Here is a 23765-nt window from a genome sequence, read left to right as displayed (position 1 = left end):
TTTTGCTACCAGATTTTCTTTTTACTTCAAATAATTAGGCGCACCCGACCCTCTGTTTCAGCCACTCCCCCGCCTGCGGCCGCCCCGATCTCGGCACCAAGCCATCGCCCCGGCGGATGGGACTGCCTGAAGCGAAGTCGGTTTCGATCGTATCGCCAGAACATAGACCTGCACCGCAGACACCAGACGGCGATCGGAAGAAGGCGACTTTTCCGAAGGAACGGGAGGACGCGGAGCGATGAGTTGGTTGGCCAGGGTTCCAACCGCGACCTGAAGACTCGCCACCAGTTCCCCGGTCTTCATCGCCATGGTCGGATCAATCATCCTCGTCAACTCGATGCGTTCGCGAGATCGGCGACGATGCCATCGTGACAACACGCACTGCACGCTCCCTCCCCGCCTTAGGGATTAGCCACCTAGCCAAACTGGGGGAGATTATCACCAAAAGCATAGAGATGCATCAAAAGTGGGCTATTACACCCCCATTAAATTCATCTTATAGGTGCGCGGCTTGAGGTAGAGAGAAGAACCCGCCGCAGCCCGAGCGGATTGCCTCCAGGAGAAGTCATGTGTCGTCGTCCCTTGGCGTTGTCTGGAAATAAGATGAACCAGGGAACGGTCACACGCAGCGCAAGCCGGAACGGAGGAAAACGGATCGTCCGGCTGGCTTTCGGTTCGCCCTCCCTTCACTTTTCCACCGACATTTTCTGTTTCGACGATGGCGCAGCAAAATTCTTGAAACGAGGCATTGACGGGCCGAAGGGGTTTCCGCTAGAAACACTTCTCCAGCCACGGTGGTTAGCAACCACCTTCTGCGGAGGGGTGGGTGAGTGGCTGAAACCAACGGTTTGCTAAACCGTCCTAGGGTGTCAAACCCTAGCGCGGGTTCGAATCCCGCCCCCTCCGCCAACTTCTTCTTTTCCTTCGTCATTTCGACGTTCGGCCCCGCTGCAACCGGGGCCGAACCGTCGTAGTGTGTGCCGGATCGTGTGCCGACCCTTACTTTCTGACCCAGGCTCAACCCTAGCAAATATGCCGGGAAAGCCTGTGCCGACTCACTGTGCCGACCGACCGGAGAGGGCGGTTACGGTCCCCTTCCCATGTTGAGCGATCATCTGTTCGTCTGGCGTCAGATAAGCCAGATACAGTTCCGTCGTCTTGATGCTGGAATGGCCCAGGATTTTCTGGAGCTTGTAGACGTTCCCTCCCTTCCGTAGATACGTCACCGCGAACAGGTGCCGCAGATCATGAAGGCGGAATGTGATCTGGTCCCGTCCGGCCCTAGCCCGCTCCGCGTTGACCCTGCGGCGCAGCGCCCCGAAAAGTGACGATACAGTCAGATACGGCTCCCCTTCCCCATGCCAGAAGACGGGGTTTCCCCCGGCCTCACGCTCAACTCTGGTCCTCAGATATCGAGGCACCGTGCGCAACACCTTGGTGGCCATCGTTGTCTCTATATCATCGAGAGGGATCGACCGGGGCCGGTCGGTCTTGGTGCGGGTCAGGTTAACCGCCATCCGATGGCCGGTCATCTCGATCTGCGTCCATTCCAGGCCAGCCACCTCTTTCTCGCGCATGCCGGTAAAGCGATAGATCTGAATCATCAGCCCGAACATCGGCACTGCGGCATCGATTAATGCCTGGATGTGCTCCTCTGGAGGCAGCACGATAGGATCACGACGCTCACGGGTCATAGCCCCCCGGTCGAACGTCTTTGCCAGATTGTCATCGCACCAGCCCCAGGCCACGCATGCGGCCAGAACCCGAGACACGGCAGTCAGATCGCGATTGATGGTGGCGTTCGTCACCCCTGCCCGCTTTCTACCGCCAACCATATCGGCAATGGTCCGGCGCGTGATCTTGCGGACTTCCATATGCCCCAGCCACGGATGCACCTGTTTCAGGCTGCATTGATAGCGCGTCAGGACGTCAGGTTTGACCGCCCCAGGGGCAACTTCCTCGATGTACCGCACAACCGCGTCCATCCACGTCATAGGCCGTTCGATCAGTCCGGCGTCCGCCTTCAGTTCCTCGATCCAGTCCGCGACCCTTCTGGCCGCTTCTTGAGGATCAGTCGTTCGTAGGCTGCGGCGGTGCTCGCGGCCGGCAATTTCCACCCGGCCATAGGCAACCCCGTTTCGCCAGTAAATGTTGTCCGGGGGTTGACCCCGGTTGTCGTCACGCATGGCGTGGCTTCCTTTTCCTGAACCCACAGCCGCACGCTGGCCTCGTCGAACGTCCATATTGACCCTATTTTCGCAGCTGATGGAATGATGCCCTTCTGGGCCATGGACTGAATCCCGCGAAGTGACAAACCGGTGATCTCGGCGATCCTGGCAGCACGGACACGTTCAGCCATCCCCTACCCCTCCGCATCCGACGCCAGCGCAAGCACGGCCAGCGCGAGCATGTTGACCAGCGCCGTGACGCTGTGGTGATCCGACCGGCCAGACGCCACCACGGTAGCGCTGTCGATCGCGTCGGTGATCGAGATCGGCCCCATGCAAACGCTCCCGCCCTCGATCAGAGAAACAAGGCCATCCTCGTCGAGGATCAGGGATCGTGGGCCGATGGTGGCGATGAGGTCAGGCATGGCGGCACCTCTGGATGATATCGGTGGGATCGAGATTGAGATCGTCCGGCGTCAGGTCGGGATAGGCCCAACCGCGCCGGATCATCTCGGCGCAAAAATCGGCTGCGGTAATGCTGCCCCGCTCTTCGACGATGAGCAGGATGCGATGCCGGGTGATCGTGCTCATGTCGATGTCAGCCATGGTCGGCCTCCCCGGTCAGGCGTATCAGGGCGTCAATGACCACGGCGGCGATATTGAGCAGGACGTTCCGGGCTTCGGGGCCAGGGGTGCCGTCTCGTCCGGTGAGTCCGAGGGCGTCATCCCGAATGATCTGTTCGACGCATGAGAGATCGGCAGCGATCATGCCCCGGGAAGCCAGGGCTTCGCGGCGGACGACAACCGCGTTCAGGATGTCGTTGACGGTATTTGATCTGTCCATCACTTCACCTCCCCGGTCAGGGCGTCGCGTCCGGTGGTGATGCGATGAGCGCGCACGGCATCAATCAGTGCATCACCGACATCGGCGCGAGTTACGGGGTCGCTCCCCCTAACCCGATCCCAATGGTCAGCGGCTTCGACTACCCGCACCATCGCCTCGGCGGCGGGGGACGGGGTGGCGAGGGCGTGGTCAACGGCCCAGTCTTTCGCGGCTTCGAGCTCGGAAGCGTCGTCTGAAGACATCCGCTTGATCTTGCGCAGAGTCTCCCGCAACACCGCCTCGCGGGCGACGGAGGCGGTGAGGGCGGCGCGAAGGTGGTCACTGTCAGAGAGGACGGTGTCTGCTGCGTCAATGATCGGACCAAGTTGACGGATGCCAGCCTTCAGCCGCTCAACCTCGGCCCGCGCCTCGTCGCGCTCACGCTGGAGCGCCCGCTTTTCCCGCTGCTCCAGATCGATCAGTGCCCGCAGCGCCTCCGGATCGTCCCCGGCGGCGCGGTCGGAGGCGATGACTGCGTCGGCGATTTCGCCCGATCCAACCTGTGGGCTGTGCCATTTCAGCAGGATAGCTTCCGCCAGACGCTCCCGCCGCTGCTCGGGGGTTTCGGCCTGGGGCAACCTGCAAAGATCTTTTGCAGGTTCGACCCATGGCGCGTCGGGCGTTTCGGTGGGGACGGCAAGAGGGCCAACCTCGGTGATCTCGGCCAGGGCAGCGGCGGTGTCCAGGTCAGACATCACTCGACCCTCCCAGCGAGGCCGCAGTAGCCGCGATCGATGCGGACGCTATACGTCTCATCCTGGCGCGAACGGTGTTCAGGGCTGCCGTCCGGCTTGGCCCAAATCGTGTCAGCCCACCGCCACGCCATGCACTCGGAAGCGATGCAGACGGCAGACGGCATATCGGCTCCGTCCGACGTGGTGCGATTGAATGAAACGGAAGGCGGACGATATGCCTTATCGTTAGGGTCAAGAGGATCATCATAAATCCGCGCCTGCGGGCACCACATCGTCTTGGCTTCGTCTTCGGTCAGCATCACGCACCCTCCCCATTCACCCGCGCCCGCTGCTCGTCCAGCGCGCCGGAGCCGAGTTCGCGGCAAACCTCAAGGTCGAGCGCCTCCCACACCGCTTCGACCTCGGCCTCGGTGGTCGCGGCCTGCATCTGGGCCAGACCGGCGGCGGCTTCGGGGGAGAGGGTCTGAATGGGAGGCAATCCAAAGGGGTCTTCGTCCCGGGCCTGCTGTTTGGCAGCGGCGGCGCGGATCGCTTCACCCCTCGCTCTGGCGGCAGTGAGAGCGGCGGTATTCCCCCGCATCTCTGGGCGCAGACGCTCAAGGTCTTCGATTGTCTGCGCGCCAGCGATCCGCTGGAGCAGATCGTCTTCAACCGGCGCAACCTGCTGGAGCGGGTTGACCGTGAACGGCTTGCGACTCCCTTTCGTCTCGGTCAGGGCCATCACCATCTGCTGGGCAATGTGGCTGAGGTGCGAAATCCTAATGCCCCCGACAGCCATTCCGCCCCACTTCACATTGGGATCGCGACGAAGTGTGATCGAGCGGCCGACGTAATTCGCACCGTCCGCGCCCCAGGCATTCACCAGGACGCGGCACATTGACTTGCACGGCTTCCAGGGCTTGCCGTTGTCGCCCTCGAAATGGATGGCGACCGGCTGTTCAGTACCAGCTTGCACGGTCACCTTCGACACGGTGATGGTGCGAGGTCCGGCGATCAGGTCGTCGGCGTTCAACTGGTCGCTCTTCGGGACGATTGCCCGGCTCAGGTCGGCGCTCATGCTGCAATTTCCAGTTCAATGCGGCGCTCGGTCGGAACGAGGCGCGGGTTCGATCTGACGGCGTCGTGATAGGCCGCCAGCTTGACGGCAAGGCGCGATTCGAACGCGGTCGCGGCCGCAAGAATGGCGTCCTGGATTTTCGGATCGGGGTGAACGCGGATCGTCGCCATCGGCAGACCGCCGCTATAGCTGATGAAATCGAGCCATTTCCGCTCGCTCACCAACAGCCCGGTCTGAACCTGGATCACGAAATCGGCGGGGATTGTCTCGCTCTGATCCGCGCCGACGTTCTCGATGATCGTCTCGACCTGGAATTTCTGGCGACGGCTCTTGATCTCGATCAGGCCGTCATTGCCAACAAGGCCATCCGGGGAATATCCAAGCGTGAAGCCCCATCGGTCATTCGTGATGAGGCCAACCTCTTCGACCTCGACCCCGAATTTGTCGGCATAGGCGGCGCGGGCGTAAACCTCGTCTTCATGGCCGCGCATCATGTCGTCGCCGATATAGCGCGGCTCGACGTACTTGGTGATGCGCTGGGCGAGCAGTTCATAGAGGTGGGCGCGCTCTTTCTCGTTCGACGCGACCTTCATCGTCGGCGTGACGATCAGCTTCATCTCGCTGGCGGTGAGGATGCCGCACCGGGCAGCGTGCCATTCCTCACTGCCCTGGTAGAGTTCGCGGTGATAGGTGATTCCCATATCCGTGGACCTCAGTAGCTGATGGTGACGTGGGGGACCTGACCAAGCGCAATCGCCTTGATCGCCTTCTTGGCCGTGTCCTCGTCCAGGCCAGTCGCAACCAAACCGGCCGGCGCCTCGTTGTTGATCCGCGCCCGATGCACCTTGTCGGCCTCACGCTTGCGGGTGGCTTCCTCTTCGGCGGCCTTCTCGGCGGCGATCCGCTGGCGTTCGCGGTCGGCGGCTTCCTGCTCGCGGCGCTTGGCATCCTCTTCTGCCCGGATGCGGTCTTCCTCCGCCTTCCGCGCCGCAGCTTCGGCGGCGGCTTTGGCTTCAGCCTTTTCCCGCTCGGCCCGGGCCAAAGCTTCAGCAGCCTCTCGCTCCTTGCGCTCAGCTTCGGCCTTGATCGCGGCTTCACGTTCCTCGGCCTCGCGCTGGATACGCTGACGCTCTGCTTCGGCAGCACGAGCGGCTTCAGCAGCGAGACGAGCCGCTTCGGCTTCGGCCTCTTCCTTGGCCTTGCGGGCAGCCGCCTCTTCCCGTTCCCGCCGCTCACGTTCGGCGGCTTCACGGCGCAGGCGCTCCAGTTCGGCCCGGTCCTCGTCGGCCTTTTTGGTGGCCTTGAGCTTGGCAGTCAGCGTCTCGACGACGCTGGCCTTGGCCTGGGCGGCAAGTGCGGTGAATTCTTCCCGGCCCTCGGTGCTGACGGCTTCGGCATCGGCAAGGCGCTCGGCGATCTGGCCTATGGTCGGGTCCGGCGGCAGATCGGCCAGGGCGCGGATCGCCGCCACAGCCGCTTCGTGCGCGGCGATGCGGTTCTTTTCGCGCTCCTCATATTCCGTGACGGGGCGACGGACATCCTTCGCCAGCGTCTCCAGCTCATCCCAGATGCGCCGTCCTTCAGCATCGATCGCGGCAAGGCGCTTCTTCTCGTCGGAAACCAGATCCTTGCGGGCAGCATCGATCGCCGTCTTGGTCTTAGTCACCTTCATCGCGAGGCTGATGATCGCCTTACGCCCCTTCTCGGTGGTGGGGTCGACAACTTCCTTGGCGACTTCAGCCTTGATTCGGGCGATCAGGGGGTCGGTTGCACCGGGCGCAAACAGGGCGGCGGGCGTCATGGGCTGGTCGAAAATGACAAGGGCGGTGCCGGTCGAGGACTCGGTGCCGGTCTGGTCGATGGTGGTGATCTCGTTCATGACTTGCTCCATCTGCGGAGGTTTCGAATCACCCAGGCGCGGCGCGACTTGCGGCCCCAGGGCAGGAAGCGGCGGATAAAGGTGGGGATCATGGCGTCCACCCGATCAGCGCGAGCAGCGCTGTCCACTCGACAGCGGCGAGAGCGATCAGGCGCATGGCGGCAAATCCTCGGGCTGGTAGGCCACCGGCCGGCGCAGGGCGACGACGCTCGGGCTGGTGACGATCTCAGGCGGATAGACCTGCATCCGCTCGCCGTCGGGGCGCTCGACCCCATAGGACAGGGCCGTGCGACCGTTGGCGGCGGTGGTTTTGCCGCGCACGACCGCCGGGCCGGAATAGTCGGGCGTGGCGACAATGACGGGGGTGTCGATAGCGATCATGACGCTTCCCTTTCCTGGTCGGCCGCGAGGGCCTTGCGCTCGACCTCGGGATCGACGATTTCGACATCGACCGCGTAGGCCAGCATCTCGGCTCGGGACACGGCCTCGATCTGGGCGGCGATCTCGCCAAGGCGGCGGCGGGCTGCATCGCGGGTGATGGTCTGGCCCAGCATGGTCGTGTGGCGCAGCGTGACAGCGATGTGGATGGTGTCGGTCATGGCCCCTACTCCGCTGCGACGGCGTCGGGCCAGTCGTCGCGTTCGAACGACGCAGGCTCAGACCGGGCAGAAGGGGTGGTGGCGTCGTCGATCAGTTCGTCCTGGCGCTCCATCAGCCAATCGGCGATGGGCTGCCACAGCGGCGACGAGGTCGGCAGGCGGCGGTATTCGCCTTTGGTCGCCTGCTGGGTATCGCGGTGCCCGTAGACCTCGATCTCGGTGATCTCGATCTCGGCTTCATCGCCGGGATACCAGCAGCCAGCGGCAGTGTTGAAGCTGTCGGCGCGGCCGGGCGAATAGGTGAAGGTCGCAATGCCCTCGATCTCGGCGTCCTCGAACAGGATCAGACCGGCCTCGATGACCTTGTGGGGAAAGGTGAAATTGTAGGTGCTGGTCAGCATGGTCAGACCTCCTCGCGAGCGAGGTCGAGGGCGTTGTCAGCCGTCTGGAGATACACGTGCCAGTCCGACGCCATATGGCCGCCGTTGCTGGCGGTTTCGCGGATCAGCGCTGCCAGCCCTCCCAGCGCCTCAACCAAATCGGCCTTCAGGTCGCGCAGACGCCCGTTCTCGGTAAGGGCGTCGGTCAGGGCACGCTCGGCCTCCAGGTACAGGGCGCGGATGCGTTCGTTCTCGGCGGACAGATCGGGCGCGGTGGCGAACAGCGCGCTCAGACGGCGGCGCTCGTCGGTCGGCAGGTGATGGGCGATCTCGCAGACCTCCAGTCCGGGCCGCGCGGGGTCGCCCGAGTGAAAGGCGGTGCGAATGAGGCCGCCCAAGTCTTCCAAGGGGTAAATGACAAGGTCGGCGGCGGTGTTCGGATCGGCCATCTTTCCCTCCCATCGGGGTGTTGACGGGAGGATGTTCACAGAATTCTGTGCATTTCGCAACAAGAAAATGCACAGAATTCTGTTCTAACGGGGCACAGACCTCTGTGCGACCATGCGTTGTGAATTGATACTAAAGGTGACCGAACGGAGGTGAGGGATGAGACTCGCATTGATCGCGGCGGCAATTCTTGCGGCGTCGGCTGGGACGGCAGAGGCGCAGCTCTATAACCCGCTCGAAACGACAAACGACGCGCGCGCCCGGCATTCGGCCGAGAACTACAACACCTATCGCAACAACGGATATCAGGCCCCACTGGACGGATACTCCCACCCCATGGGCGATCCGTCGCCGTCCGGGACGATCACCCCCGGCTACGGCTCATCTGGTTCAGGCTATGGCAGCAGCCCCCTGCAAAGTGGGAACAGCCAGGGCGGATACGGATCGAATAATCGGGGATCACGGGGGTGGTGAGATGACCTTGTCTATCCTGCGAATTTTTAACAAAAAAATTAATGACAGAGAAAAAAATAGCGGAATATTTGATAGTTACATATCTAATATTCTTATGGTTTCTGTAGATTTGGCAAAAGACTTTTTCGAATACAATGAGAGAAAAGGTTTTTATTGTAAAGAGACTTACGGAAAAATAACAAAATCAGAGAAATACGATTCTTCAATTGATGTTTCAATGTCTTTTATTTACGCCTCTATTTTAGAGGCACCATACCCGTATAACGAATTATTTTTACTTCTGGTAAAAATGAGACATAGAATTCTTTTAATAAAGTCATTCGTGGGGGACGGAGCTAGTTCAGCCGAAATAGAGGGAATTGTTGATTGTAGGATTGGAACGACACTTTCTTCAGCAGAAGATATGTTTGAAAATTCACGCGAAGGTTTTCCATATAATACTGTTATGTGTTTAGCATCTTCATTTTATGACGATGAAAACGATGCCGTTCTATCAAAAAGATATATTGAAATATTTAGGTATATGCACGAAAAGGCTCGCGGAAGCGTCTTGTATGAAGTTTTCTCTTACATGAAGAATCGAAATATTGAGGTTCCAAAATAAAAATTCCGGCGTCGAATCTAGTCCTTACACTCCTAATAACCACCATTGAGAACGAACCAAGCTGCCGGATAGCCGCCAGACCAACCCTGACAGAGGCTCCGATGAGCGAAGCGCAGCGCCAAGCCATCCTTCACCTTGCCATCACCTGCGCCCTAATCGTTTCCGGATGTGCGTTCCACGAGGTTCATCCCCTCAGCGCCATTGATCGGTCGGACAAGGTTGCGCTCGTTCCGCCCGGATCATTTGGCGTCATCGGGGAGATGAAGGCGGCGCTCGCCCGCAATGGCTGGACGCTCGTCGTCTCGACGGGGGATCAGAAGGTTTCGGGGAAAATCGCGCCCGACATTGATGTCAAGATCGGGAATGAGCGCAGCCCGCGATACACCTTCCTGGTGGAGCAGCACACCTGGAACCCCTGCCTGATCGGGGCCAATGCCCTGCGGTATGAAATCTCGATCATCGACACCAAGACAGGGGCCGAGGTGCACCGGATCAAGGGGCGCGGGGATTGCTGGTTCGGTCGGAATGACGCCGAGATCGCCGAGGCAATTGACGGTTTGTAACCCTTACTCAGAGGTGCCGCATGATAGCTCGTCCTCTCGCCGCCGCGCTGATCTTGCTGGCTGGCCTGTCAGCCTGTTCTGACCGCATCGCTCAAGAGAACTGCTCGCCCCAGGTCGCAGGCCGGGGGTGCTGTTCCTGGCATGGAGGGCAGTGCAGTTGCCAAGGCGACCGCGTGGTCTGTTGCGATGGGCAACTCAGCCCAAGTTGTGGGTGTCATGCTGAGGACCCAATCGGGCCCGGGTCGTGAACGAGACCGGACGGTGTCGATCCTGGCGAGTGCGGTGCCGAAGCTGACGACGGAGATCGGGCGGTTGAGGCGGGAACCGGAGAGGGATTAGGGAGAAAATTATGACCAGCCCCGACGAACGTGACCGGCGCATAGCCGTCCTGGAAGAGGCCGTCCTAAAGCTCAGTGCTGCCATTGGAAAGCTATGCGAGGGGATGAATGGATATTCAGAAAATCCTTCCGTATCGGCTCAGGAGGCCTTGAAATACGCGGCGAGTGCAACAGCTCTGGTGAGTAGAACTGATGCCCCAAGAGAATAGCTCGATAGAAACAAGGCTTGTTCTTCGGTGGATTGAGGATCAAGCCGCACGAGGAAGAGCCATTGTAACTGACGGTGGTGATGGCCATAATGGGGGTATGGACGATACATGGCGCGCCAACGTCGATAAGAAACTCGATCACCTAGGTCAGGTGACGTCTGAGATTCGCGTGACATTGGCCCAGCTTCCGACAAAGCGCGACCTCACCACCAATACGCTGGCCGGGCTGGGACTTGGTCTTGCTTTGATGGGCATCGTGATTGGTGGCATCATCGGCGGCCTGTCTTGGATAAAGCCGGATTCACCGCCTTCGACCCCGCAGCCGATCGTGATCCAGGTACCGCAGCAAGCCGTGCCCACTCCATCTCAACTGCCCGCATCCAAACGCTGACCCTAACCCCGCTCCGGCGGGGTTTTCTTTCAGTGCCTCCGCTCCCCGGCTTTGGATCTGCCTGCTCTTCGATCTGTCGGACCGCGGCGGGCGCGATCACTCGCGATCCGCCGCTGATCCTTCTTCACGTTTTTACGGCGATCAACCTTCTTGGGATTTGGCGCTGGTTGGCTTAATCAGAGCAGATCCCCCCTCCCTGGGGAACTCGACTGTCTCCCTGGCGACGGCGAGGAGATGCGCCGCTTCGTGATAGCCAAGACGGCACGCTTCGCGCTGTAAGCTGGCCAAGCTCTCAGAAAAAATATTGATGCGGACCTCTTTGAGGTCGCTTTGGCTTGTGGTCATACTCCCGCCCCTTCCCAAGCAAGGGCGGTGCGTTCGAAGTTGGGGTCACCCGCCTCGGATAAGGTCATTGGGACGATGTCTTCCCAGTGACGGGGCTCCCCCAGGATCGGGATGACGGGGCCGTAAATGCTATCGACCTGCTCGCCGATCGGCTCTGCACCATGCCTGCCCCAGAAGCGGATCAGGCCCGGATAGGCCAGCCCGCCAACCTTGTCGTATCCCTTCCTGCGGCACAGCCGCAAAGCCGTCGTTGCGATCTTGTTGAGCAGCGCAAGCGAGCGAAATTCATCGCGGATCGCAATGCGTTCGATCCGAGCGAATTCGCAAAACCATCGTATCCGAACTGTTCCGGCAGGCTCCCCTCCCACCTTTGCAAGGATGTGAGTCGCGCAATGGTCGTTCTCGTCGAAGGTGTGTTCATACGGCCACCCCGGCTTCCCGAGAAAGACAAGTGCCCGCACAGCAACGATCATCTGCATCTGATCGTGAGATGTTACGATTTCAACGCTAATATCTTCGGGAGAGGATTTCCCTTTAAGCTTTTCTATAACTTCTGTCATGGCAACCTCAACTATTAAGGAGAGCCATTTTTCTAAGTTGAACAATGGCGCGCTTATAATTTCAAAAATTTTTATTTAGTAGAAGAAACCATAAGAAACCGTCGTTTCACGGGTGAAACAGCGCAGGAGGAGGGGGTGGATTGGGACGACATTAGGGTGATGATCGAGGTCGGCCGGGCGAACTCGTTCACCGGCGCGGCAGTATCCCTTGGCGTCAGCAAGGCTACCGTCAGCCGTCGTATCGCGACTCTGGAGGCGATGGCTGGGGTGCGGCTATTCCAGCGACTTCCTGGCGGGTCGGCCTTGACCCCTCAAGGAGAGGAAATTATCTCCCGCGCTCTCCGGATCGAAGACGATATCTTGGACCTCGAAAGGGCGCTTCGCAGCATGCGATCGCGGCCCAATCGAATGGTTGCCGTCAGGATGTCGGAGGGTGTGGCGTCATACCTGATAACGCCCGTTATGGCTGGTCAGGCATTGGGGCCGCTTGGGAAAGCCGCAATGCTGCACGGAGTTGATCTTCCTCCAATTAAAATAGTTGGGTTTGATCCGTCTATAAATTCAGACATTGACATTATATGGCAGTCAGGAGGAAAGCTGCCGCCGGGACGCCCAAATGACCGCGTGAGAAAACTAGCGGATGTTCATTTTGTTCCGTTTTTGTCGGATGATTACATGAGGCTTGAAAAGCTTCCGTCCAAGTTTGACGATTTGTATCGACATAAACTTGTTACTCTTGATGCATACACGCACTTTCGCGGGGATGGGTGGGAAAACTGGCATAACTTGCTCTCGGAAGGAGATATGCCAGCAATATCCACAGCATGGTCATGCTCTGTTGGTCATCTGACATTGCGCGGCGCCGGAATAGGTGTCCTGCCGACCTATTCCCCGCTTTATGCGGATGGGTTGAGGGTGACGGAAATCACCTCCCCCTCGATGATTGCATCACTCTGGATGGTGTGTGGGCAGGACACCGCAAAGGATCCGCTGGTTAAGCGGTGCATGGATGGGCTGTGGCGGATTTTCTCGTCTGCCGACTGGATGCATCCTTAGCGATCTTGATATTCCTGGCTGTGCCCCTGGTGCGCCCGCCAGTTCTCGGCATAGCGCCGGGCCGTTGCTTCATCCTCGATCACCAGCAGGTTTTCGGCGTTGGCCTTCTGGGCCGACTGCGAGAAATTGAACGACCCGGTGATGACGCGGTGCCCGTCGATCACCATCACCTTGTTGTGGGCGATCTTCTCCTTACGGTCGATCGACAGCGGGATACCGGCCCGAGTGATCAGACCCGCAGCAACCGCACCCGATGCCCGGCAAACCGGCTTGTCCTCAGCGCAGACGTTGACCCGGTCGATCACCACCTGCACATCCACACCTCGCCGCTTGGCATCGATCAGCGCCTTGACGATGGCTGCGTCCGTGAAGTTGTACGCCTGCACAAGCACCTGGCGCTGGGCCTTGCCGATCTGATCGACGATCACCCCGGTACAGTCGCCGCCGGGCGTAAAGCATAGCGCCTCAAGGCTGACGGGCTGCCCGGCCAGCGCCGGGATTGGGATAAGCAGGGCAAGGGCAACAAGGGCAGCGCGCATCTGATTCTCCGAATGATGAAGGGGAATCATGCATCGCAGCATCCGATCCGTGGAGTGGGGTGGCGAATTTCTCATAGCGACAAACGCAACCGCCCGCATCGCGCAACAGGGGAGGCCCTTATTGACGAAATGTTGCCACTGTGTTCTCATTACAGGGTGAGCAGGGAGGGCGGGATGAAGCGGGCGGAGGGATTTAGGTTTCGGCGTCTTCTCAAAACAGCATCAACGCTCGGATACCATCTCGATGATAATCAGGTGAAGATCTTGAGAGCATGTCAAGATGCGGCAGACGCCTCGGGATTGGAGCGTGAAGAGGCTGTTATGCGGTATTGCAGGGCTCTTCAGGCGTCTCCAACATAATCTCGATGATTGCCGTAGCGACAGCCATCGGATCGTCAAACTTGTCGAGAGACGCCCAAAGCGTTACCGCGTCATACACGTCTCGAACCGTGAATTGCCTATCGTCTTCGAGGGTTGATAGGGAGTCAGCCCCAACTATATCCGCTGGGCGAACCCCAGCAGCCTTCGCCAACTTGAGAAGGCGAGAATAGGTCAAACTCCGGGTCCTCCCGGAAAACAGTTCGGACAGGAGGCTGGCGGAGACCCCGGCTTTCATCGCCCAGCCGCGCATAGATAGCCCGCGCGACAGCAAAAAGGCATGGACCTTCTTTGCTTGGTCTGACGACCCTTCCTCGATTTTCGGTTCTCGTTTCGACATGCCCCGGATCATGCCCGATCCGCCAGGGTCAGCATCAGCACAGAAATCTGTGATACGCCTTGTATGCACAGAATTCTGTGGTATCGTGGGCGCATGATTATCGAGGCATCCATCCGCCGGGTAAGGGCGTTCGCCAGATCCCCCGGCATGTCCAAGAGCAGGTATTCGGCCCTGGCCGGCCTGCACCGTAACGCACTGCGCGATATGGATCATGATTGCTGGTCCCCCACCGCCGACACGTTGCGAAAGCTCGAAGCAGCCATCCCCCCCGACTGGCAGCCACCAATCCCCACCCCCAACACCGAGAGGGCAGCATGACCCTCCGCACCGTCGATCCCAGATCGGCCTATGCCGATGCTTGCCGGTCCGACCTGAACACCCAGGTTGGCGCCTGCTGCGATCTGCATGGGGACGACATCGCCGGTTACGCGCTGATCGTCTGGGATCGGCGCGGCGGATGCCGAACGGCACTGTGGACGCACGAGGGGCCGGTGAGCATGGCCCTCGCCCCAACCTATGTCGGCGATGCACTGAACCGCCATGTGGCGGTCATGCTGTCGCAGACCGAGACGGTGGAGACGTCCGATGCGTAAACCTACTTCCCGCCTTTCTTCGGCTTGTCCTTCACCTGCGTCAGGGCTGAACCAGCTGCACTCTTTGCGGCGGGAGAAGCCTTCGGATCGCGCAGAACCTTTGACGCATTCGAAGCGGCCTTCTTCCCTGTCGTCTCGTTCTTGCCCATTGGAAAACTCCATCGTGGGTGGTGTCGCAACTACCACGATAGAGCCGGTGGCGGCTGGCGTCGAGTCGGCCGCCACCATCAACCCGCTGAGTTCGCCTGCACTCAACATCTTCTTCGGGCACCTCCGCAATCTCTCTGCCGCCCCGGCACTGGGGCAGGGCCGGATTTCGACCGTCACAGGGTGCCCGATGCCGCGCCGCAAAAATACGGCTGCGGAAGACGAGTATCTGAAAACCGTGCAGGCGGTGTCTGGGGCAATCCGTGACGTCATCAAGGCCGACCCGAACGGCCTCAAAGGCGTTGCCCAGCGAGTGGACATCGCACCAAGGACGCTCAAAGGACACGCTGAAGGTGACGGCCTGCCCCGGCTGAACGACTTCTGCCGGATGGCCCGCGTCTATCCCACCATCACCGACACCCTGCTCGACCTGATCGGCCATCGCCAGCCCGGAGACCTGAGCGCCGCAGAGCGCGCCGTGTTTCAGCGGGCGGTGCAGATCATGTCGCGCCTTTAGGAGGCCGCCATGTCCCTTCCCTTCCGCCCTGCCGATCGCCTTCGCAACCGTAACCGCTCGGTGTGGACCATCGAGGATGTCGCTCGCACCGAAGGGCCGGTGCTGTTCGAGCCGGTCGAGACTGATCCGCGTATGCCGCTGGTCTTGCTGGCCGTCATCGCTCTCGCCGTTGGTGGGCTGATCCTCGCCCGCTGGCTGGTCGAGGGGTCGCTGTAGCGGCCATGCCGAAGCCCGTCCCGCTCTGGAAGCTGCCGCCAGATGAACGGAGACGCATCAAAGACGCCCGCAAGGCAGAGCGGGCCGCCAATCACCCCCGAAAGGAAACGCCAGTGAGCGAAAACGACATCATCCACACCGACCTGGACGCCGCCCTCGCCAATGCGCGGGGAGAACCTACGTCTGACGTGATCGGCCTTGTCGCCCGCACCAAGGATGCCGGTGCGACTGAGGTGATCTTGACCGCCGCCGACGCCGGATTGCTCGACGCTGGCCTGGATGCCGAAGACGTCCGGGTGATCCTGGGCGACATGAGCACCCTGGCCGCTGATGTCACCGGGCATATGCTCGACATCGTCAAGAACACGCCCAAGCCCTGGCAGCAGATGAGCCGGGTCGAGCAGCAGTGCTTGATCGACAACCTGACGATTCGGAGCGGCGCTCTTGTGCGGGGCATTGTGCGCCTGATCGCCGCGGGCGGCCGTCAGGTCATCCTGGCCGAGGTCAAGACCGTCGCGAACAAGGACAAGGCGATCGAGGCCACCTTGACCATGCGCAAGGACAGCGAACACCGCCACGCTCTGTTTGACGCCCAGGGCCTTGATGTCCTGATCGTCGTGGCCGACGCGGGCGATTGCTTCGAGGGGAGCCAGCCCGAGCCGGATGCTCCGTCCAGCAATCAGCCGGAGCTTGATTTCGATGGCGCGGGTGTCGAGCCGGACGACGGCCCGGTATTTGACCGGTCCGATCTGGCGGCGGAGTAACGGCGATGGACTCCGTTACGATCACGATCCCTGGGGCGGCGATGGGGAAAGGTCGGCCGCGCATTGGGAAGACAAGATCAGGTCAAGCTATCGCGTTCACTCCGAAGCCGACCAAGACCCGCGAGGGTGTCGTGGCGTCTCTGGCTATGGATGCGATGGGTTCGCGCGATCCGTTTTCGGGTCCAGTGGAAATGGTTTTGAGCGCCGTCCTTCCGATCCCGAAGTCTTGGCCGAAAAAACGGCAGGCGGCGGCTCTGTCTGGGGAGGAAAGGCCGACGACAAAGCCAGATCTCGACAACATTGCAAAGCTGATCTGGGACGGCCTCAACAGCATCGTCTATTCGGACGATAAGCAGATTGTGCGGCTGACGGCTGATAAGCGGTACGGGGTGAATCCCGTCACCGTCGTTACGGTGCGGGAAATCGCGAGGGCACCATGAAGCCCCCGTCAAAGCCACGCATCCCGGCCTCGATGCTTCGGTACGCCGAGGCATCGCAGGCCCCGCTGGATCGGAAACTGCCGACAGCGCCGAAAGCAAACACGCCCGAAGCGCAAGAACCGACGGAGCTTGATCCGATCCAGGCTGCAAAGCGCCCCGGCTACCGGGCCGGGGGGTGGAAGTGACATGGCTTCATATCCCCTCAACGGCCTTGCCCTCTGCGCCGGTGCCGGCGGGCTTGAGCTTGCCGTCCACATCGCCGATCCAGCCTATCGAACTGTGTGTTACGTCGAACGGGAAACCCACGCTGCGGCCTCTCTCGTGGCGCGGATGGCAGCACAGGAACTGGATCAGGCACCTATCTGGGACGACGTTGCCACCTTCGACGGCGGCCCATGGCGTGGCGTCGTGGATATCCTCACTGCGGGCTATCCGTGCCAGCCATTCAGCACCGCCGGCAAGCGGCGCGGCGTCGAAGACCCCCGCCACCTGTGGCCCCACGTCGCCCGCATCGTCGGGGAGGTGCGGCCCGGCGCCGTCTTTCTCGAAAACGTCCCCAACCATCTTCGTCTGGGATTCCGTGAAGTCGTCGATGACTTGGGAAACCTGGGTTACAGGGTTGCGGCGGGACTCTTTGCGGCGGCGGAAGTCGGCGCGAGCCATGAGCGCCTTCGCCTCTTCGTCCTGGCCCACCGTGTCGGTGACGGACAGCCACGGCCACCAGTACACGCGGGATCGGGGGAAGAAGGGAGCCGAGCGCCCCACCCTGGTGGGGAAGGCGCAGCAATGGCCCACTCCCTCGGCGGCGGCGGCGATCCAGGGGCAGAACGAGCCGGACGGGAAACGCGGCCAGACCCTGGTGGGAGCGGCGCGTGGCCAGAGTTGGCCGACTCCGACGGCGGCGACGGCGCGAGGGCAAGGGCATGTGAACCATGGCCGCCCGGAGCACGACTGGGACCTATCCAGCAAAGCAACGACCTGGCCAACTCCGAACACGGTGGATGCCAAAGGCGGGAGCAGATCGGCCCGCGGTTCGGCGAAAACGCAGAATCAGCTTTGCCACACCATCAAGTCGTGGCCGACTCCCCGCGCCGGGGACGGCGACAAGATGTCGGCGGGAACGCAGCGGGACGACAGCCTGGCCCAGGTCAGCAGGATGTGGCCGACGCCCAAGGCCCTGTCGGGCGGGGCCAACAGCCAGCGGGCCGGCCGGAACGCGGGCGGGCCGGACCTTCAGGAAGCGGCGCATGCCTGGCCTTCGCCCAACGGCATGGATGGCTCCCCCTCTTCGCCCCAGGCCCATCCTCCGACATCTGGTCCCGCATCCTCGAAATCGACCCGGCGCTTGAACCCTCGCTTTGTCGAATGGCTCATGCAATGGCCCATAGGGTGGACCGACTGCGATTGTGCGGAAACGGGGTATCACCTCTGGCTGGAGCGTTCGCGTATCGAACTCTCCGCGCTGCTCTCACGTCCGGCGATCGAGGCGGACGGCCAGTTCCTGCTGTTCCCGGAGGCCGCTGAATGACCCGCGACCCCGCCCACGAAGCCTCCATCTCGATCGGCCTCGCCGAATATCACGAGACCCGCGCTTGCCACGATGGCGAGACCGACGCCGAACGGCTGCGGGTTGCCCAGGCATGCCGGGACCGTGCGGCGGAATGGCTCGATGGGCGGTTCAGGAGGGCTGTTGTCGCCAGGGAAATCGAAGCGCCCACCCAGGTCTATGCGGCACCGAAAAAGCGAAGGGGGAAGAAGTGACAGACCTACCTGAACCGCCGGTGCCAGCCGATTGCGATCTACGGGATTACCGCTGGATGCCGATGGATGCCGCCGCCCTTCTGAACAGCGATTTCAACGCCACCCCGGATGACACCGCGTGGAGAGCGGCAGTCACTCTGTGGCTGCGGGCGTGGCATCAAATCCCCGCCGGGTCGCTCCCGGACGACGACGCCACCCTGTGCCATCTGTCCGGGCTGGGGCGGGATATCAAGACCTGGAAAAAGATCAGGTCCACAGCCATCCACGGCTTCGTCCTTTGCTCGGATGGCCGCCTCTATCACACCTATCTCTGCCGGAAAGTGGCCGAGGCATGGGAGGAAAAGAGGGGATTTAACGAGCGTCGGGCGAAGGATCGGGAGCGAAAAAGGAAGGGGAGTTCCGCTGGAATTCCAGCGGAAAGCACCGACAATTCCAGCGGAAACGATCTGTTTAAACAAGAACCTTCCGCCGGAATTCCAGCGGAAACGCCGATACACGCGCGCGTTGGACAGGACAGGACAGAAGAGTCTGACGTGTTGTTAGCGCGCACGACGCGCGATCCGTCTCGGGAAGCCCTCGAAGCGATCGGGGCTTGGGACGATCCCAACTGCCGGATCGACGGTGGACGGGTTTTGACCTGGATCGAGATCGGGGCCGATCTGGATCACGACATCCTGCCGACCATTCGCCGGGTGCTGGATAGCGCCAGACGGTCCAGATCGAACCCGGCTTGGCTGCCCTCATCGCTGAACTTTTTCGACAAAGCAATTTCCGACGCAAAAGCGGCGCGGCTAAGGCCGTTGCCTGAACCGGAGGTCACCCCCCATGGCACCGACCAACACAGCCCTCGTCACTCGCGCCGCCCAGGCTATGACCCTGACGAAAGCCGACGCCGCACGCTTGAGGCGTTCCCTGACCTCGTGGGAGGGGATTTCGGAGGCGCTCCCTGACGGTATCGCCGAACTGCTTCCGGTAGCGCTTGCCCACGTTGAGGCCCGCCTTGCTCCGGTCGAGCCGCATGTCCTCGCCGGTCTGATGCAACGGATGTGGGACGCTGGAGTGCCCCAACCTCACCCGACCACCTTGGCCGAGTGGCGGCGTCTGCTGTCGCCCTATCCGGCTGACGTGTTGGCCGCCGCATTCGATCAGGTCGCCCGCACCCACCGCTGGCCCGATCCGCCCAAGATCGCGGACGTGGTGCGCTGGATCGGCGAGGAGATGACCCGTCTCAGCGATTGGCGTCACCGGCTCCAGCAGGCCCAACTGCGAGCGCGCCTCGATGCCAAGGGACGGGCTGATGAGGACGCGAGACGAGCAAGGATTGCACGGTGGCGTTCAAACCTCAGTCCTGAGGATCAGGACGCGCTGGCGCGGGTCCGATCTCGTCTGGCTGCGGGAGAGAGCGCTGCGTCGATTGTGGCTGAGAGCATCGGAGGGGCCGCATGACGATCCTGCCAAACCAACCCCATGCGCTGTGCCGCGAATCAACCACGCTGGTCGGGCTGCTCGACTGGGCATACCGGCGACAGTGCGCGGACGCGATGATCGGCCGAGGGCTGCATGGCCTTGAAGCCGGGGCGGACGGCGACGACGGCGGGGCGTTCAGCCGGGGCGGATCGAACGCGGCGACCATCGCCATGAACGGCCAGCTTGGGTGCATCATCCGCTCGACCGGCTGGCAGCAATCCCCCGATGTCCACCCCGACGCGATCGCGGTGGTCGGCGCGGTCGAGATGCTGGACGACGGGCCGGGCCGGTGGCTGGTGGTCGAGCACGCCCGGCGCGGTACGTCGCCGACCTGGGGGTCTGAGCCGTACTTCGTCCCGAGCGGGGTCTACCGGCATGACCTGGGCGTGGTGATCCGCCATGACGAGGTGCAACACCGACACAAGCGGCCGCAGACCGTCGAGGTGCGTGCATGCCCGGTCGAACTTCACCCCAGCCCGGCCTACGTCGCGATGTGCCGGGCCGAGTATCGGCGCTGGTATCTGGCGCTGGAAGTGCTGGCCTTGGTGCTGGATGGGCGCTCGTTGACCCGGTGGAGAGTGGACGGGATCGGGGCTGATCCGGAGCCGTGGGCATGACTACCCTCGACGCCGACCTTTGCGCTGAGCGCTCTCTTCGATTCGCGACGATAGCCGTACCTCGATCCCCTTGGCACGCGGTCGGGGTGGGGGCAGGTACTGGCCGGAGGTCTCGCCGAGATTCCGGGCGGCAGCGACCTCTCTGTATCGCTCTTGCGTCGCCGGTGGCAGGAGCGAGGCCCCACGCGCCAAGCCGTAGCGCTCCTTGTAGCTATCCCCATCAAGACCGTGCGTCTTGATGTGCGTATTCAAGGCACCAAGCCACCGCCCACAGACGTGACACTGCACCTTGGTTCCGTCGTCGCTGTAGACGATCTGGCCGATCGGCGGCAGCCCGTCGCCTTGCTCGACGGGGGCTGGCGACGGACGATGCTTGGCGCGGTAGGCGTCCAGATAGGCCAGATAGGCGGCGCGATCCTTATGAGGCACCTGTTGCCCCTTTGAGCTGTTCGGCCAGATCGTCAAGCGCCTGAGCTCGCTCCAGGCAAAGCCGATGTAGGTCAGTCCAGACCCCGGCCCGCGGCGCGTCTGTGCCAGCAGCCCAGCGGCGGACAGTACGGTCGCTGACGCTGAGGGCGGCGGCCATATCGGTTTGCCAATGGGTCCCAAAAAGAGATTGACCAACGGCGGCGATGAGAGCGGCGGGGTCAGTGGACATCGGTAAAGCCTTTCACACGCGCGAGATGCTGACAAATTTCGCGCTAATCATGTTGTAACCGTCACCAGCGCTGGCCGAGCTGATGACCCGGACGGCCCCACTCTCGTCGTCAGCCGCGTAGGCATCGTCGGTGATCTCAATGAGATCGTCTTCGTCATCGATCCGGAGAACGACTAAACCCTCTTCTTCGGCTGCCCAGGCGGTCGCCATGTCGAGATCGGTGAAGAGGCAAACGCTCTGAATGTCGAGGCTGATGCAGTCAAAAGTTTCTGCGTCACGGTCAGTCCGGGCAGACCAGCGGGCGATGTGGGCGGCGATAGCTTCGTCCGCATCTCCGCCATGCTGCTGGAGGAGCGACTTGAGGCCGTAAGCGATGATCTCTTTGGCGGCGATTTCCGGAGCTACGTGGAAATAAGTGGTCATTGTCCCAGGGCCTCCTTGCCCGGTAATCGGCGGGGCAGTCCCCATCCGTTATGTCCTAAAAATAGGACGTTTTTGACTGAGACGCAAGACTAAAATTATGCAGCCCTTGACAAATTCCCGACTGAATGTTTGACTTTTCGAAGTGCAACACGAGCGCCCGGAGGGAAACCTGCCGGGCGTTTTCTTTTTCCGGCCCGGTGATGTGCCAGTCCCTCCAGATCATCCCCTCTGCGGCGCGAAGACCCGCAGCGGCGAACCGTGCCGTCAACCCGCCATGCGGAACGGGAGGTGTCGGATGCATGGCGGGAAAAGCACCGGTCCAATCGACCAGATGGGAAACCAGAACGCCCGCAAACACGGGGTCTGGTCGCGGCTCCTGACCGAGGAGGACCGGGAATTCCTCGCCCTGCCCCAGGGCGAGCGGCTGGCGATCCTTCAGGGCACCGCCGAGTTACGGGCCTTTCGGGCGCACAAGGCCGCACCGGTTCCGGAGGCCAGCCCCGACGATGGCGATGATGAGGGCAAAACCAGCGGCGGATCGCTCGACGCCGCTTTCAACCGCAACGCCCGGACAGCCGGGGCGCTGGCTCGCACCCGGGTGATGATCGCCCAGGCCGCCGCCGATGGCGTGGCTCTGCCGGGCGATCAGGTGGCAGGCGATGACGACGACGCGGAGGCCGTGACCGAGGATGAGCGGACTGCGCGATTGGTTGCGATCCTCGACGCCGGAGCAGCGCCGGGAGATGGCGACCCTCCTGGCACATCCGCTGTGGACACCGGCCAGCCTGCCGCAGATCGAGGCCCTGTTAAGCCCGGCTGACGTTCTGGGGTATGGCGGTGCTGCCGGTGGCGGCAAAACGGACCTGTTGCTGGGCGCGGCGCTGACGATGCATCGCAGGGCGGTGATTTACCGCCGGGAAGGGCCGCAGCTTGAGGGCCTGGAAGACCGATCGGGCGAGATTGTCGGCGATGCCGGACGGTTCACCCGCCAGCGCCGGACCTGGACGCTGCGGGGTAGATTGGCAGGGGTTCCTGGCGGTCGGAAGATCAGGTCGGTAGCACGGACAGTGCGGTTCGGTGCGGTGCCCAGGCCGGGTGACTGGAAGAAATTCCAGGGGCGTCCGTTCGATCTGGTCGGCTTCGATGAGGCGGCAAACTTCCTGGAACTCCAGGTTCGGATGCTGATGACCTGGAACCGCACCACGGTTCCGGGGCAGCGGTGCCGGGTGATCCTGGCGTTCAACCCGCCGACGGACACCGAGGGTTTTTGGATCATCGACTATTTCGGCCCTTGGCTGGATCGGAACCATCCGAACCCGGCCAAGCCGGGAGAACTGCGGTGGTTCGTCTCGATCGACAGACGCGACGTCGAGGTTCCGGGACCGGAGCCGGTCGAGCACGAGGGCAAGGTTCTGCGGCCGAAAAGCCGGACCTTCGTTCCCGCCCGGGTCGAGGATAACGCCTTCCTGGCTGGAAGCGATTACGAGGCCACGCTGGACATGCTGCCCGAGCCCCTGAGAAGCGCCTTCCGCCACGGAGATTTCGCCGCCATGCAGCAGGACAACGCCTTCCAGGTGATCCCGACCGACTGGATCAAGGCGGCGCAAGCGCGGTGGCGTCCGGACGGTGGCCAGGGAAAGCCGATGGATGCGCTCGGCCTCGACATCGCCCGGGGTGGACAGGACAAGACGATCCTGTCTCCTCGTCATGGGGTGTGGTTCGCCGAGTTGCAGGCTTGGCCCGGATCGGCCACCCCGAACGGTCCGCTGGTCGCTGGCCTGGCAGTCGGCGCGGTCAAGGACGGTGCGCCGATCCAACTCGACGTGATCGGCGTCGGAGCATCGGTTTACGACCATCTGGAAGGAGCCGGTGTGCAGGTGGTCGGCCTGAATGGTGCGGCGAAGTCCCATGCCCGCGACAAGTCTGGACGTCTGGGGTTTGCAAACCTACGGGCCGAATTGTGGTGGAAGTTTCGCGAGGCACTCGACCCGGTGCACGGCGATGGACTGGCCCTGCCGCCGGATCGCGAGTTGCTGGCAGATATGGCTGCGCCGCGATGGACGCTGACCAGCAGCGGCATCCTAATCGAGGGTAAGGATGAGCTGATTAAACGGATCGGCCGCAGCCCCGACCGGGGTGACGCGGTGGTCTATGCCAACCGGCGCACGATGAAGGTGGGGCGCGAAGAAACGACCTTCGCCCGCTCCGAATACGACCCGCGCCAATCGTTCGCGCAAAGCTGAAGGGGTTTTTCGAT

General features: G+C 61.9%; 37 protein-coding genes, 1 tRNA gene and 1 pseudogene. 18 read left to right on the top strand and 21 right to left on the bottom strand.

Translation table 11 applies throughout. The features are described 5' to 3' along the window. Positions 1-57: 57 nt before the first annotated feature. A complete protein-coding gene (locus K678_RS18455) occupies positions 58-324 on the bottom strand; it encodes a hypothetical protein (protein ID WP_155804394.1) in 267 nt (88 codons plus the stop codon). A 492-nt stretch (positions 325-816) separates the two neighbouring features. Here K678_RS18455 and K678_RS00460 point away from each other — a divergent pair. Continuing rightward, positions 817-909: transfer RNA gene (locus tag K678_RS00460), tRNA-Ser, on the top strand. A 146-nt stretch (positions 910-1055) separates the two neighbouring features. Here K678_RS00460 and K678_RS00455 read toward each other — a convergent pair. The 13 genes from K678_RS00455 to K678_RS00400 form a co-directional block, all read right to left on the bottom strand. Next, a complete protein-coding gene (locus K678_RS00455; protein ID WP_021130481.1) occupies positions 1056-2186 on the bottom strand; it encodes a tyrosine-type recombinase/integrase in 1131 nt (376 codons plus the stop codon). A 176-nt stretch (positions 2187-2362) separates the two neighbouring features. Next, positions 2363-2593 carry a hypothetical protein gene (locus tag K678_RS00450; RefSeq protein ID WP_021130480.1) on the bottom strand — a complete coding sequence of 77 codons (231 nt, stop codon included), beginning with the start codon at positions 2591-2593 and terminating at the stop codon, positions 2363-2365. Further along, the gene (locus K678_RS00445) at positions 2586-2774 is read right to left on the bottom strand and encodes a hypothetical protein (protein WP_021130479.1); all 189 of its coding nucleotides are present in this window, start codon (positions 2772-2774) and stop codon (positions 2586-2588) included. The genes K678_RS00450 and K678_RS00445 overlap by 8 nt, the downstream gene beginning before the upstream one ends. After that, the gene (locus K678_RS00440) at positions 2767-3012 is read right to left on the bottom strand and encodes a hypothetical protein (RefSeq protein WP_021130478.1); all 246 of its coding nucleotides are present in this window, start codon (positions 3010-3012) and stop codon (positions 2767-2769) included. Before K678_RS00440 ends, K678_RS00445 begins: the two co-directional genes overlap by 8 nt. Next, entirely contained in the window at positions 3012-3746 is a 735-nt protein-coding gene (locus K678_RS00435; RefSeq protein WP_021130477.1) for a hypothetical protein, read from the bottom strand. The genes K678_RS00440 and K678_RS00435 overlap by 1 nt, the downstream gene beginning before the upstream one ends. Beyond that, entirely contained in the window at positions 3746-4045 is a 300-nt protein-coding gene (locus tag K678_RS18450; RefSeq protein WP_021130476.1) for a hypothetical protein, read from the bottom strand. The genes K678_RS00435 and K678_RS18450 overlap by 1 nt, the downstream gene beginning before the upstream one ends. Beyond that, on the bottom strand, positions 4045-4803 hold the full coding sequence (locus K678_RS17485; protein ID WP_021130475.1) for a hypothetical protein: 759 nt from the start codon (positions 4801-4803) through the stop codon (positions 4045-4047). Before K678_RS17485 ends, K678_RS18450 begins: the two co-directional genes overlap by 1 nt. Next, positions 4800-5504: a lambda exonuclease family protein gene (locus K678_RS00425; protein WP_021130474.1), complete on the bottom strand. Its 705-nt coding sequence runs from the start codon at positions 5502-5504 to the stop codon at positions 4800-4802. The genes K678_RS17485 and K678_RS00425 overlap by 4 nt, the downstream gene beginning before the upstream one ends. A gap of 11 nt (positions 5505-5515) precedes the next feature. Next, complete coding sequence (locus K678_RS00420; RefSeq protein WP_021130473.1) at positions 5516-6682, bottom strand: hypothetical protein; 1167 nt, start codon at positions 6680-6682, stop codon at positions 5516-5518. A 147-nt stretch (positions 6683-6829) separates the two neighbouring features. Next, positions 6830-7063, bottom strand: a complete 234-nt coding sequence (locus K678_RS00415) for a hypothetical protein (protein ID WP_021130472.1) — start codon at positions 7061-7063, stop codon at positions 6830-6832. After that, positions 7060-7281 (bottom strand): hypothetical protein, encoded by a 222-nt coding sequence (locus K678_RS00410; RefSeq protein WP_021130471.1) that lies wholly within the window; start codon positions 7279-7281, stop codon positions 7060-7062. The genes K678_RS00415 and K678_RS00410 overlap by 4 nt, the downstream gene beginning before the upstream one ends. A gap of 5 nt (positions 7282-7286) precedes the next feature. Further along, positions 7287-7682 (bottom strand): hypothetical protein, encoded by a 396-nt coding sequence (locus K678_RS00405; protein ID WP_021130470.1) that lies wholly within the window; start codon positions 7680-7682, stop codon positions 7287-7289. 2 nt (positions 7683-7684) lie between these two features. Then, complete coding sequence (locus K678_RS00400) at positions 7685-8110, bottom strand: hypothetical protein (protein ID WP_021130469.1); 426 nt, start codon at positions 8108-8110, stop codon at positions 7685-7687. 395 nt (positions 8111-8505) lie between these two features. Here K678_RS00400 and K678_RS18445 point away from each other — a divergent pair, with 395 nt between their 5' ends. The 3 genes from K678_RS18445 (at position 8506) to K678_RS00385 (ending at position 10687) form a co-directional block, all read left to right on the top strand. After that, a complete protein-coding gene (locus tag K678_RS18445; RefSeq protein WP_155804392.1) occupies positions 8506-9186 on the top strand; it encodes a hypothetical protein in 681 nt (226 codons plus the stop codon). A gap of 101 nt (positions 9187-9287) precedes the next feature. Next, a complete protein-coding gene (locus K678_RS00395) occupies positions 9288-9749 on the top strand; it encodes a hypothetical protein (RefSeq protein WP_021130468.1) in 462 nt (153 codons plus the stop codon). 644 nt (positions 9750-10393) lie between these two features. Continuing rightward, entirely contained in the window at positions 10394-10687 is a 294-nt protein-coding gene (locus K678_RS00385; protein ID WP_021130466.1) for a hypothetical protein, read from the top strand. Between the two features lie 141 nt (positions 10688-10828). Here K678_RS00385 and K678_RS00380 read toward each other — a convergent pair whose 3' ends face one another. Together K678_RS00380 and K678_RS00375 are read right to left on the bottom strand one after the other, a co-directional pair. Further along, complete coding sequence (locus tag K678_RS00380; protein WP_021130465.1) at positions 10829-11032, bottom strand: hypothetical protein; 204 nt, start codon at positions 11030-11032, stop codon at positions 10829-10831. Beyond that, positions 11029-11592, bottom strand: a complete 564-nt coding sequence (locus K678_RS00375) for a GNAT family N-acetyltransferase (protein ID WP_021130464.1) — start codon at positions 11590-11592, stop codon at positions 11029-11031. The genes K678_RS00380 and K678_RS00375 overlap by 4 nt, the downstream gene beginning before the upstream one ends. A 135-nt stretch (positions 11593-11727) precedes the next feature. Here K678_RS00375 and K678_RS00370 point away from each other — a divergent pair, with 135 nt between their 5' ends. Then, on the top strand, positions 11728-12648 hold the full coding sequence (locus K678_RS00370; protein WP_021130463.1) for a LysR family transcriptional regulator: 921 nt from the start codon (positions 11728-11730) through the stop codon (positions 12646-12648). Here the strand turns inward: K678_RS00370 and K678_RS00365 are convergent. Next, positions 12645-13187: a phospholipase D family nuclease gene (locus K678_RS00365; RefSeq protein ID WP_039851747.1), complete on the bottom strand. Its 543-nt coding sequence runs from the start codon at positions 13185-13187 to the stop codon at positions 12645-12647. The two genes, K678_RS00370 and K678_RS00365, sit on opposite strands and share 4 nt — an antisense overlap. 319 nt (positions 13188-13506) lie before the next feature. Beyond that, entirely contained in the window at positions 13507-14118 is a 612-nt protein-coding gene (locus K678_RS00360) for a helix-turn-helix domain-containing protein (RefSeq protein WP_155804388.1), read from the bottom strand. A 101-nt stretch (positions 14119-14219) separates the two neighbouring features. Between K678_RS00360 and K678_RS00350 the strand changes: the two genes are divergently transcribed. Continuing rightward, the gene (locus K678_RS00350) at positions 14220-14498 is read left to right on the top strand and encodes a hypothetical protein (protein WP_021130460.1); all 279 of its coding nucleotides are present in this window, start codon (positions 14220-14222) and stop codon (positions 14496-14498) included. Between the two features lie 2 nt (positions 14499-14500). Here K678_RS00350 and K678_RS18920 read toward each other — a convergent pair whose 3' ends face one another. Next, entirely contained in the window at positions 14501-14647 is a 147-nt protein-coding gene (locus K678_RS18920; RefSeq protein ID WP_196802524.1) for a hypothetical protein, read from the bottom strand. A gap of 47 nt (positions 14648-14694) precedes the next feature. Between K678_RS18920 and K678_RS00345 the strand changes: the two genes are divergently transcribed. The 10 genes and pseudogenes from K678_RS00345 to K678_RS00300 all read left to right on the top strand — a co-directional run bounded on the left by K678_RS00345 (position 14695) and on the right by K678_RS00300 (position 20427). Then, positions 14695-15162 carry a hypothetical protein gene (locus K678_RS00345; protein WP_021130459.1) on the top strand — a complete coding sequence of 156 codons (468 nt, stop codon included), beginning with the start codon at positions 14695-14697 and terminating at the stop codon, positions 15160-15162. A gap of 9 nt (positions 15163-15171) precedes the next feature. After that, the gene (locus K678_RS00340) at positions 15172-15378 is read left to right on the top strand and encodes a hypothetical protein (RefSeq protein ID WP_021130458.1); all 207 of its coding nucleotides are present in this window, start codon (positions 15172-15174) and stop codon (positions 15376-15378) included. 113 nt (positions 15379-15491) lie between these two features. Next, positions 15492-16142 carry a hypothetical protein gene (locus tag K678_RS00335; protein WP_021130457.1) on the top strand — a complete coding sequence of 217 codons (651 nt, stop codon included), beginning with the start codon at positions 15492-15494 and terminating at the stop codon, positions 16140-16142. Positions 16143-16147: 5 nt separating this feature from the next. Then, the gene (locus K678_RS00330; RefSeq protein ID WP_021130456.1) at positions 16148-16582 is read left to right on the top strand and encodes a RusA family crossover junction endodeoxyribonuclease; all 435 of its coding nucleotides are present in this window, start codon (positions 16148-16150) and stop codon (positions 16580-16582) included. A 186-nt stretch (positions 16583-16768) separates the two neighbouring features. After that, a pseudogene (locus tag K678_RS19890) lies at positions 16769-17224 on the top strand (DNA cytosine methyltransferase); the annotation flags it as partial. A gap of 19 nt (positions 17225-17243) precedes the next feature. Then, on the top strand, positions 17244-18110 hold the full coding sequence (locus K678_RS19300) for a hypothetical protein (protein WP_231376176.1): 867 nt from the start codon (positions 17244-17246) through the stop codon (positions 18108-18110). After that, entirely contained in the window at positions 18107-18343 is a 237-nt protein-coding gene (locus tag K678_RS18915; RefSeq protein ID WP_021130454.1) for a hypothetical protein, read from the top strand. Before K678_RS19300 ends, K678_RS18915 begins: the two co-directional genes overlap by 4 nt. Before the next feature lie 56 nt (positions 18344-18399). After that, positions 18400-19293 carry a DUF1376 domain-containing protein gene (locus tag K678_RS17480; RefSeq protein ID WP_021130453.1) on the top strand — a complete coding sequence of 298 codons (894 nt, stop codon included), beginning with the start codon at positions 18400-18402 and terminating at the stop codon, positions 19291-19293. Continuing rightward, positions 19244-19789 carry a hypothetical protein gene (locus K678_RS00305; RefSeq protein WP_021130452.1) on the top strand — a complete coding sequence of 182 codons (546 nt, stop codon included), beginning with the start codon at positions 19244-19246 and terminating at the stop codon, positions 19787-19789. Before K678_RS17480 ends, K678_RS00305 begins: the two co-directional genes overlap by 50 nt. 95 nt (positions 19790-19884) lie before the next feature. Then, positions 19885-20427, top strand: coding sequence for a hypothetical protein (locus K678_RS00300; protein WP_155804386.1), 543 nt, complete (start codon positions 19885-19887; stop codon positions 20425-20427). Here K678_RS00300 and K678_RS18910 read toward each other — a convergent pair whose 3' ends face one another. Next, positions 20428-20856 carry a MucR family transcriptional regulator gene (locus tag K678_RS18910; protein ID WP_021130450.1) on the bottom strand — a complete coding sequence of 143 codons (429 nt, stop codon included), beginning with the start codon at positions 20854-20856 and terminating at the stop codon, positions 20428-20430. Positions 20857-21097: 241 nt separating this feature from the next. Next, a complete protein-coding gene (locus K678_RS00285) occupies positions 21098-21508 on the bottom strand; it encodes a hypothetical protein (RefSeq protein WP_021130448.1) in 411 nt (136 codons plus the stop codon). 142 nt (positions 21509-21650) lie between these two features. On the opposite strand from K678_RS00285, the gene K678_RS19295 reads away from it, so the two are divergent. Further along, entirely contained in the window at positions 21651-22328 is a 678-nt protein-coding gene (locus tag K678_RS19295) for an HGGxSTG domain-containing protein (RefSeq protein ID WP_331270940.1), read from the top strand. Then, positions 22252-23751, top strand: a complete 1500-nt coding sequence (locus tag K678_RS00280; RefSeq protein ID WP_021130446.1) for a phage terminase large subunit — start codon at positions 22252-22254, stop codon at positions 23749-23751. Before K678_RS19295 ends, K678_RS00280 begins: the two co-directional genes overlap by 77 nt. Positions 23752-23765: the final 14 nt, after the last annotated feature.

Source organism: Magnetospirillum fulvum MGU-K5, from assembly GCF_000442515.1.
Lineage (GTDB): Bacteria > Pseudomonadota > Alphaproteobacteria > Rhodospirillales > Magnetospirillaceae > Phaeospirillum > Phaeospirillum fulvum_B.
This window is presented reverse-complemented; position numbering and strand designations above follow the sequence as displayed.

Excerpts from the sequence above, each read along its gene's own strand:
- K678_RS00330 (WP_021130456.1), top strand. The coding sequence starts at position 16,148 with ATGGACTCCGTTACGATCACGATCCCTGGGGCGGCGATGGGGAAAGGT.
- K678_RS00300 (WP_155804386.1), top strand. The coding sequence starts at position 19,885 with ATGATCGGCCGAGGGCTGCATGGCCTTGAAGCCGGGGCGGACGGCGAC.
- K678_RS00435 (WP_021130477.1), bottom strand. The coding sequence starts at position 3,746 with ATGTCTGACCTGGACACCGCCGCTGCCCTGGCCGAGATCACCGAGGTT.
- K678_RS00425 (WP_021130474.1), bottom strand. The coding sequence starts at position 5,504 with ATGGGAATCACCTATCACCGCGAACTCTACCAGGGCAGTGAGGAATGG.
- K678_RS00405 (WP_021130470.1), bottom strand. The coding sequence starts at position 7,682 with ATGCTGACCAGCACCTACAATTTCACCTTTCCCCACAAGGTCATCGAG.
- K678_RS17480 (WP_021130453.1), top strand. The coding sequence starts at position 18,400 with ATGCCGATGGATGCCGCCGCCCTTCTGAACAGCGATTTCAACGCCACC.
- K678_RS00380 (WP_021130465.1), bottom strand. The coding sequence starts at position 11,032 with ATGACCACAAGCCAAAGCGACCTCAAAGAGGTCCGCATCAATATTTTT.
- K678_RS00455 (WP_021130481.1), bottom strand. The coding sequence starts at position 2,186 with ATGCGTGACGACAACCGGGGTCAACCCCCGGACAACATTTACTGGCGA.
- K678_RS19300 (WP_231376176.1), top strand. The coding sequence starts at position 17,244 with ATGAGCGCCTTCGCCTCTTCGTCCTGGCCCACCGTGTCGGTGACGGAC.
- K678_RS00340 (WP_021130458.1), top strand. The coding sequence starts at position 15,172 with ATGTCCCTTCCCTTCCGCCCTGCCGATCGCCTTCGCAACCGTAACCGC.
- K678_RS00395 (WP_021130468.1), top strand. The coding sequence starts at position 9,288 with ATGAGCGAAGCGCAGCGCCAAGCCATCCTTCACCTTGCCATCACCTGC.
- K678_RS00440 (WP_021130478.1), bottom strand. The coding sequence starts at position 3,012 with ATGGACAGATCAAATACCGTCAACGACATCCTGAACGCGGTTGTCGTC.
- K678_RS00375 (WP_021130464.1), bottom strand. The coding sequence starts at position 11,592 with ATGACAGAAGTTATAGAAAAGCTTAAAGGGAAATCCTCTCCCGAAGAT.
- K678_RS00385 (WP_021130466.1), top strand. The coding sequence starts at position 10,394 with ATGGACGATACATGGCGCGCCAACGTCGATAAGAAACTCGATCACCTA.
- K678_RS00420 (WP_021130473.1), bottom strand. The coding sequence starts at position 6,682 with ATGAACGAGATCACCACCATCGACCAGACCGGCACCGAGTCCTCGACC.
- K678_RS00360 (WP_155804388.1), bottom strand. The coding sequence starts at position 14,118 with ATGATCCATATCGCGCAGTGCGTTACGGTGCAGGCCGGCCAGGGCCGA.
- K678_RS00280 (WP_021130446.1), top strand. The coding sequence starts at position 22,252 with ATGGCGACCCTCCTGGCACATCCGCTGTGGACACCGGCCAGCCTGCCG.
- K678_RS18450 (WP_021130476.1), bottom strand. The coding sequence starts at position 4,045 with ATGCTGACCGAAGACGAAGCCAAGACGATGTGGTGCCCGCAGGCGCGG.
- K678_RS00365 (WP_039851747.1), bottom strand. The coding sequence starts at position 13,187 with ATGCGCGCTGCCCTTGTTGCCCTTGCCCTGCTTATCCCAATCCCGGCG.
- K678_RS00445 (WP_021130479.1), bottom strand. The coding sequence starts at position 2,774 with ATGGCTGACATCGACATGAGCACGATCACCCGGCATCGCATCCTGCTC.
- K678_RS00410 (WP_021130471.1), bottom strand. The coding sequence starts at position 7,281 with ATGACCGACACCATCCACATCGCTGTCACGCTGCGCCACACGACCATG.
- K678_RS00350 (WP_021130460.1), top strand. The coding sequence starts at position 14,220 with ATGACCCTCCGCACCGTCGATCCCAGATCGGCCTATGCCGATGCTTGC.
- K678_RS00415 (WP_021130472.1), bottom strand. The coding sequence starts at position 7,063 with ATGATCGCTATCGACACCCCCGTCATTGTCGCCACGCCCGACTATTCC.
- K678_RS18445 (WP_155804392.1), top strand. The coding sequence starts at position 8,506 with ATGGCAGCAGCCCCCTGCAAAGTGGGAACAGCCAGGGCGGATACGGAT.
- K678_RS18920 (WP_196802524.1), bottom strand. The coding sequence starts at position 14,647 with ATGGGCAAGAACGAGACGACAGGGAAGAAGGCCGCTTCGAATGCGTCA.
- K678_RS00285 (WP_021130448.1), bottom strand. The coding sequence starts at position 21,508 with ATGACCACTTATTTCCACGTAGCTCCGGAAATCGCCGCCAAAGAGATC.
- K678_RS18455 (WP_155804394.1), bottom strand. The coding sequence starts at position 324 with ATGATTGATCCGACCATGGCGATGAAGACCGGGGAACTGGTGGCGAGT.
- K678_RS00400 (WP_021130469.1), bottom strand. The coding sequence starts at position 8,110 with ATGGCCGATCCGAACACCGCCGCCGACCTTGTCATTTACCCCTTGGAA.
- K678_RS18915 (WP_021130454.1), top strand. The coding sequence starts at position 18,107 with ATGACCCGCGACCCCGCCCACGAAGCCTCCATCTCGATCGGCCTCGCC.
- K678_RS00450 (WP_021130480.1), bottom strand. The coding sequence starts at position 2,593 with ATGCCTGACCTCATCGCCACCATCGGCCCACGATCCCTGATCCTCGAC.
- K678_RS17485 (WP_021130475.1), bottom strand. The coding sequence starts at position 4,803 with ATGAGCGCCGACCTGAGCCGGGCAATCGTCCCGAAGAGCGACCAGTTG.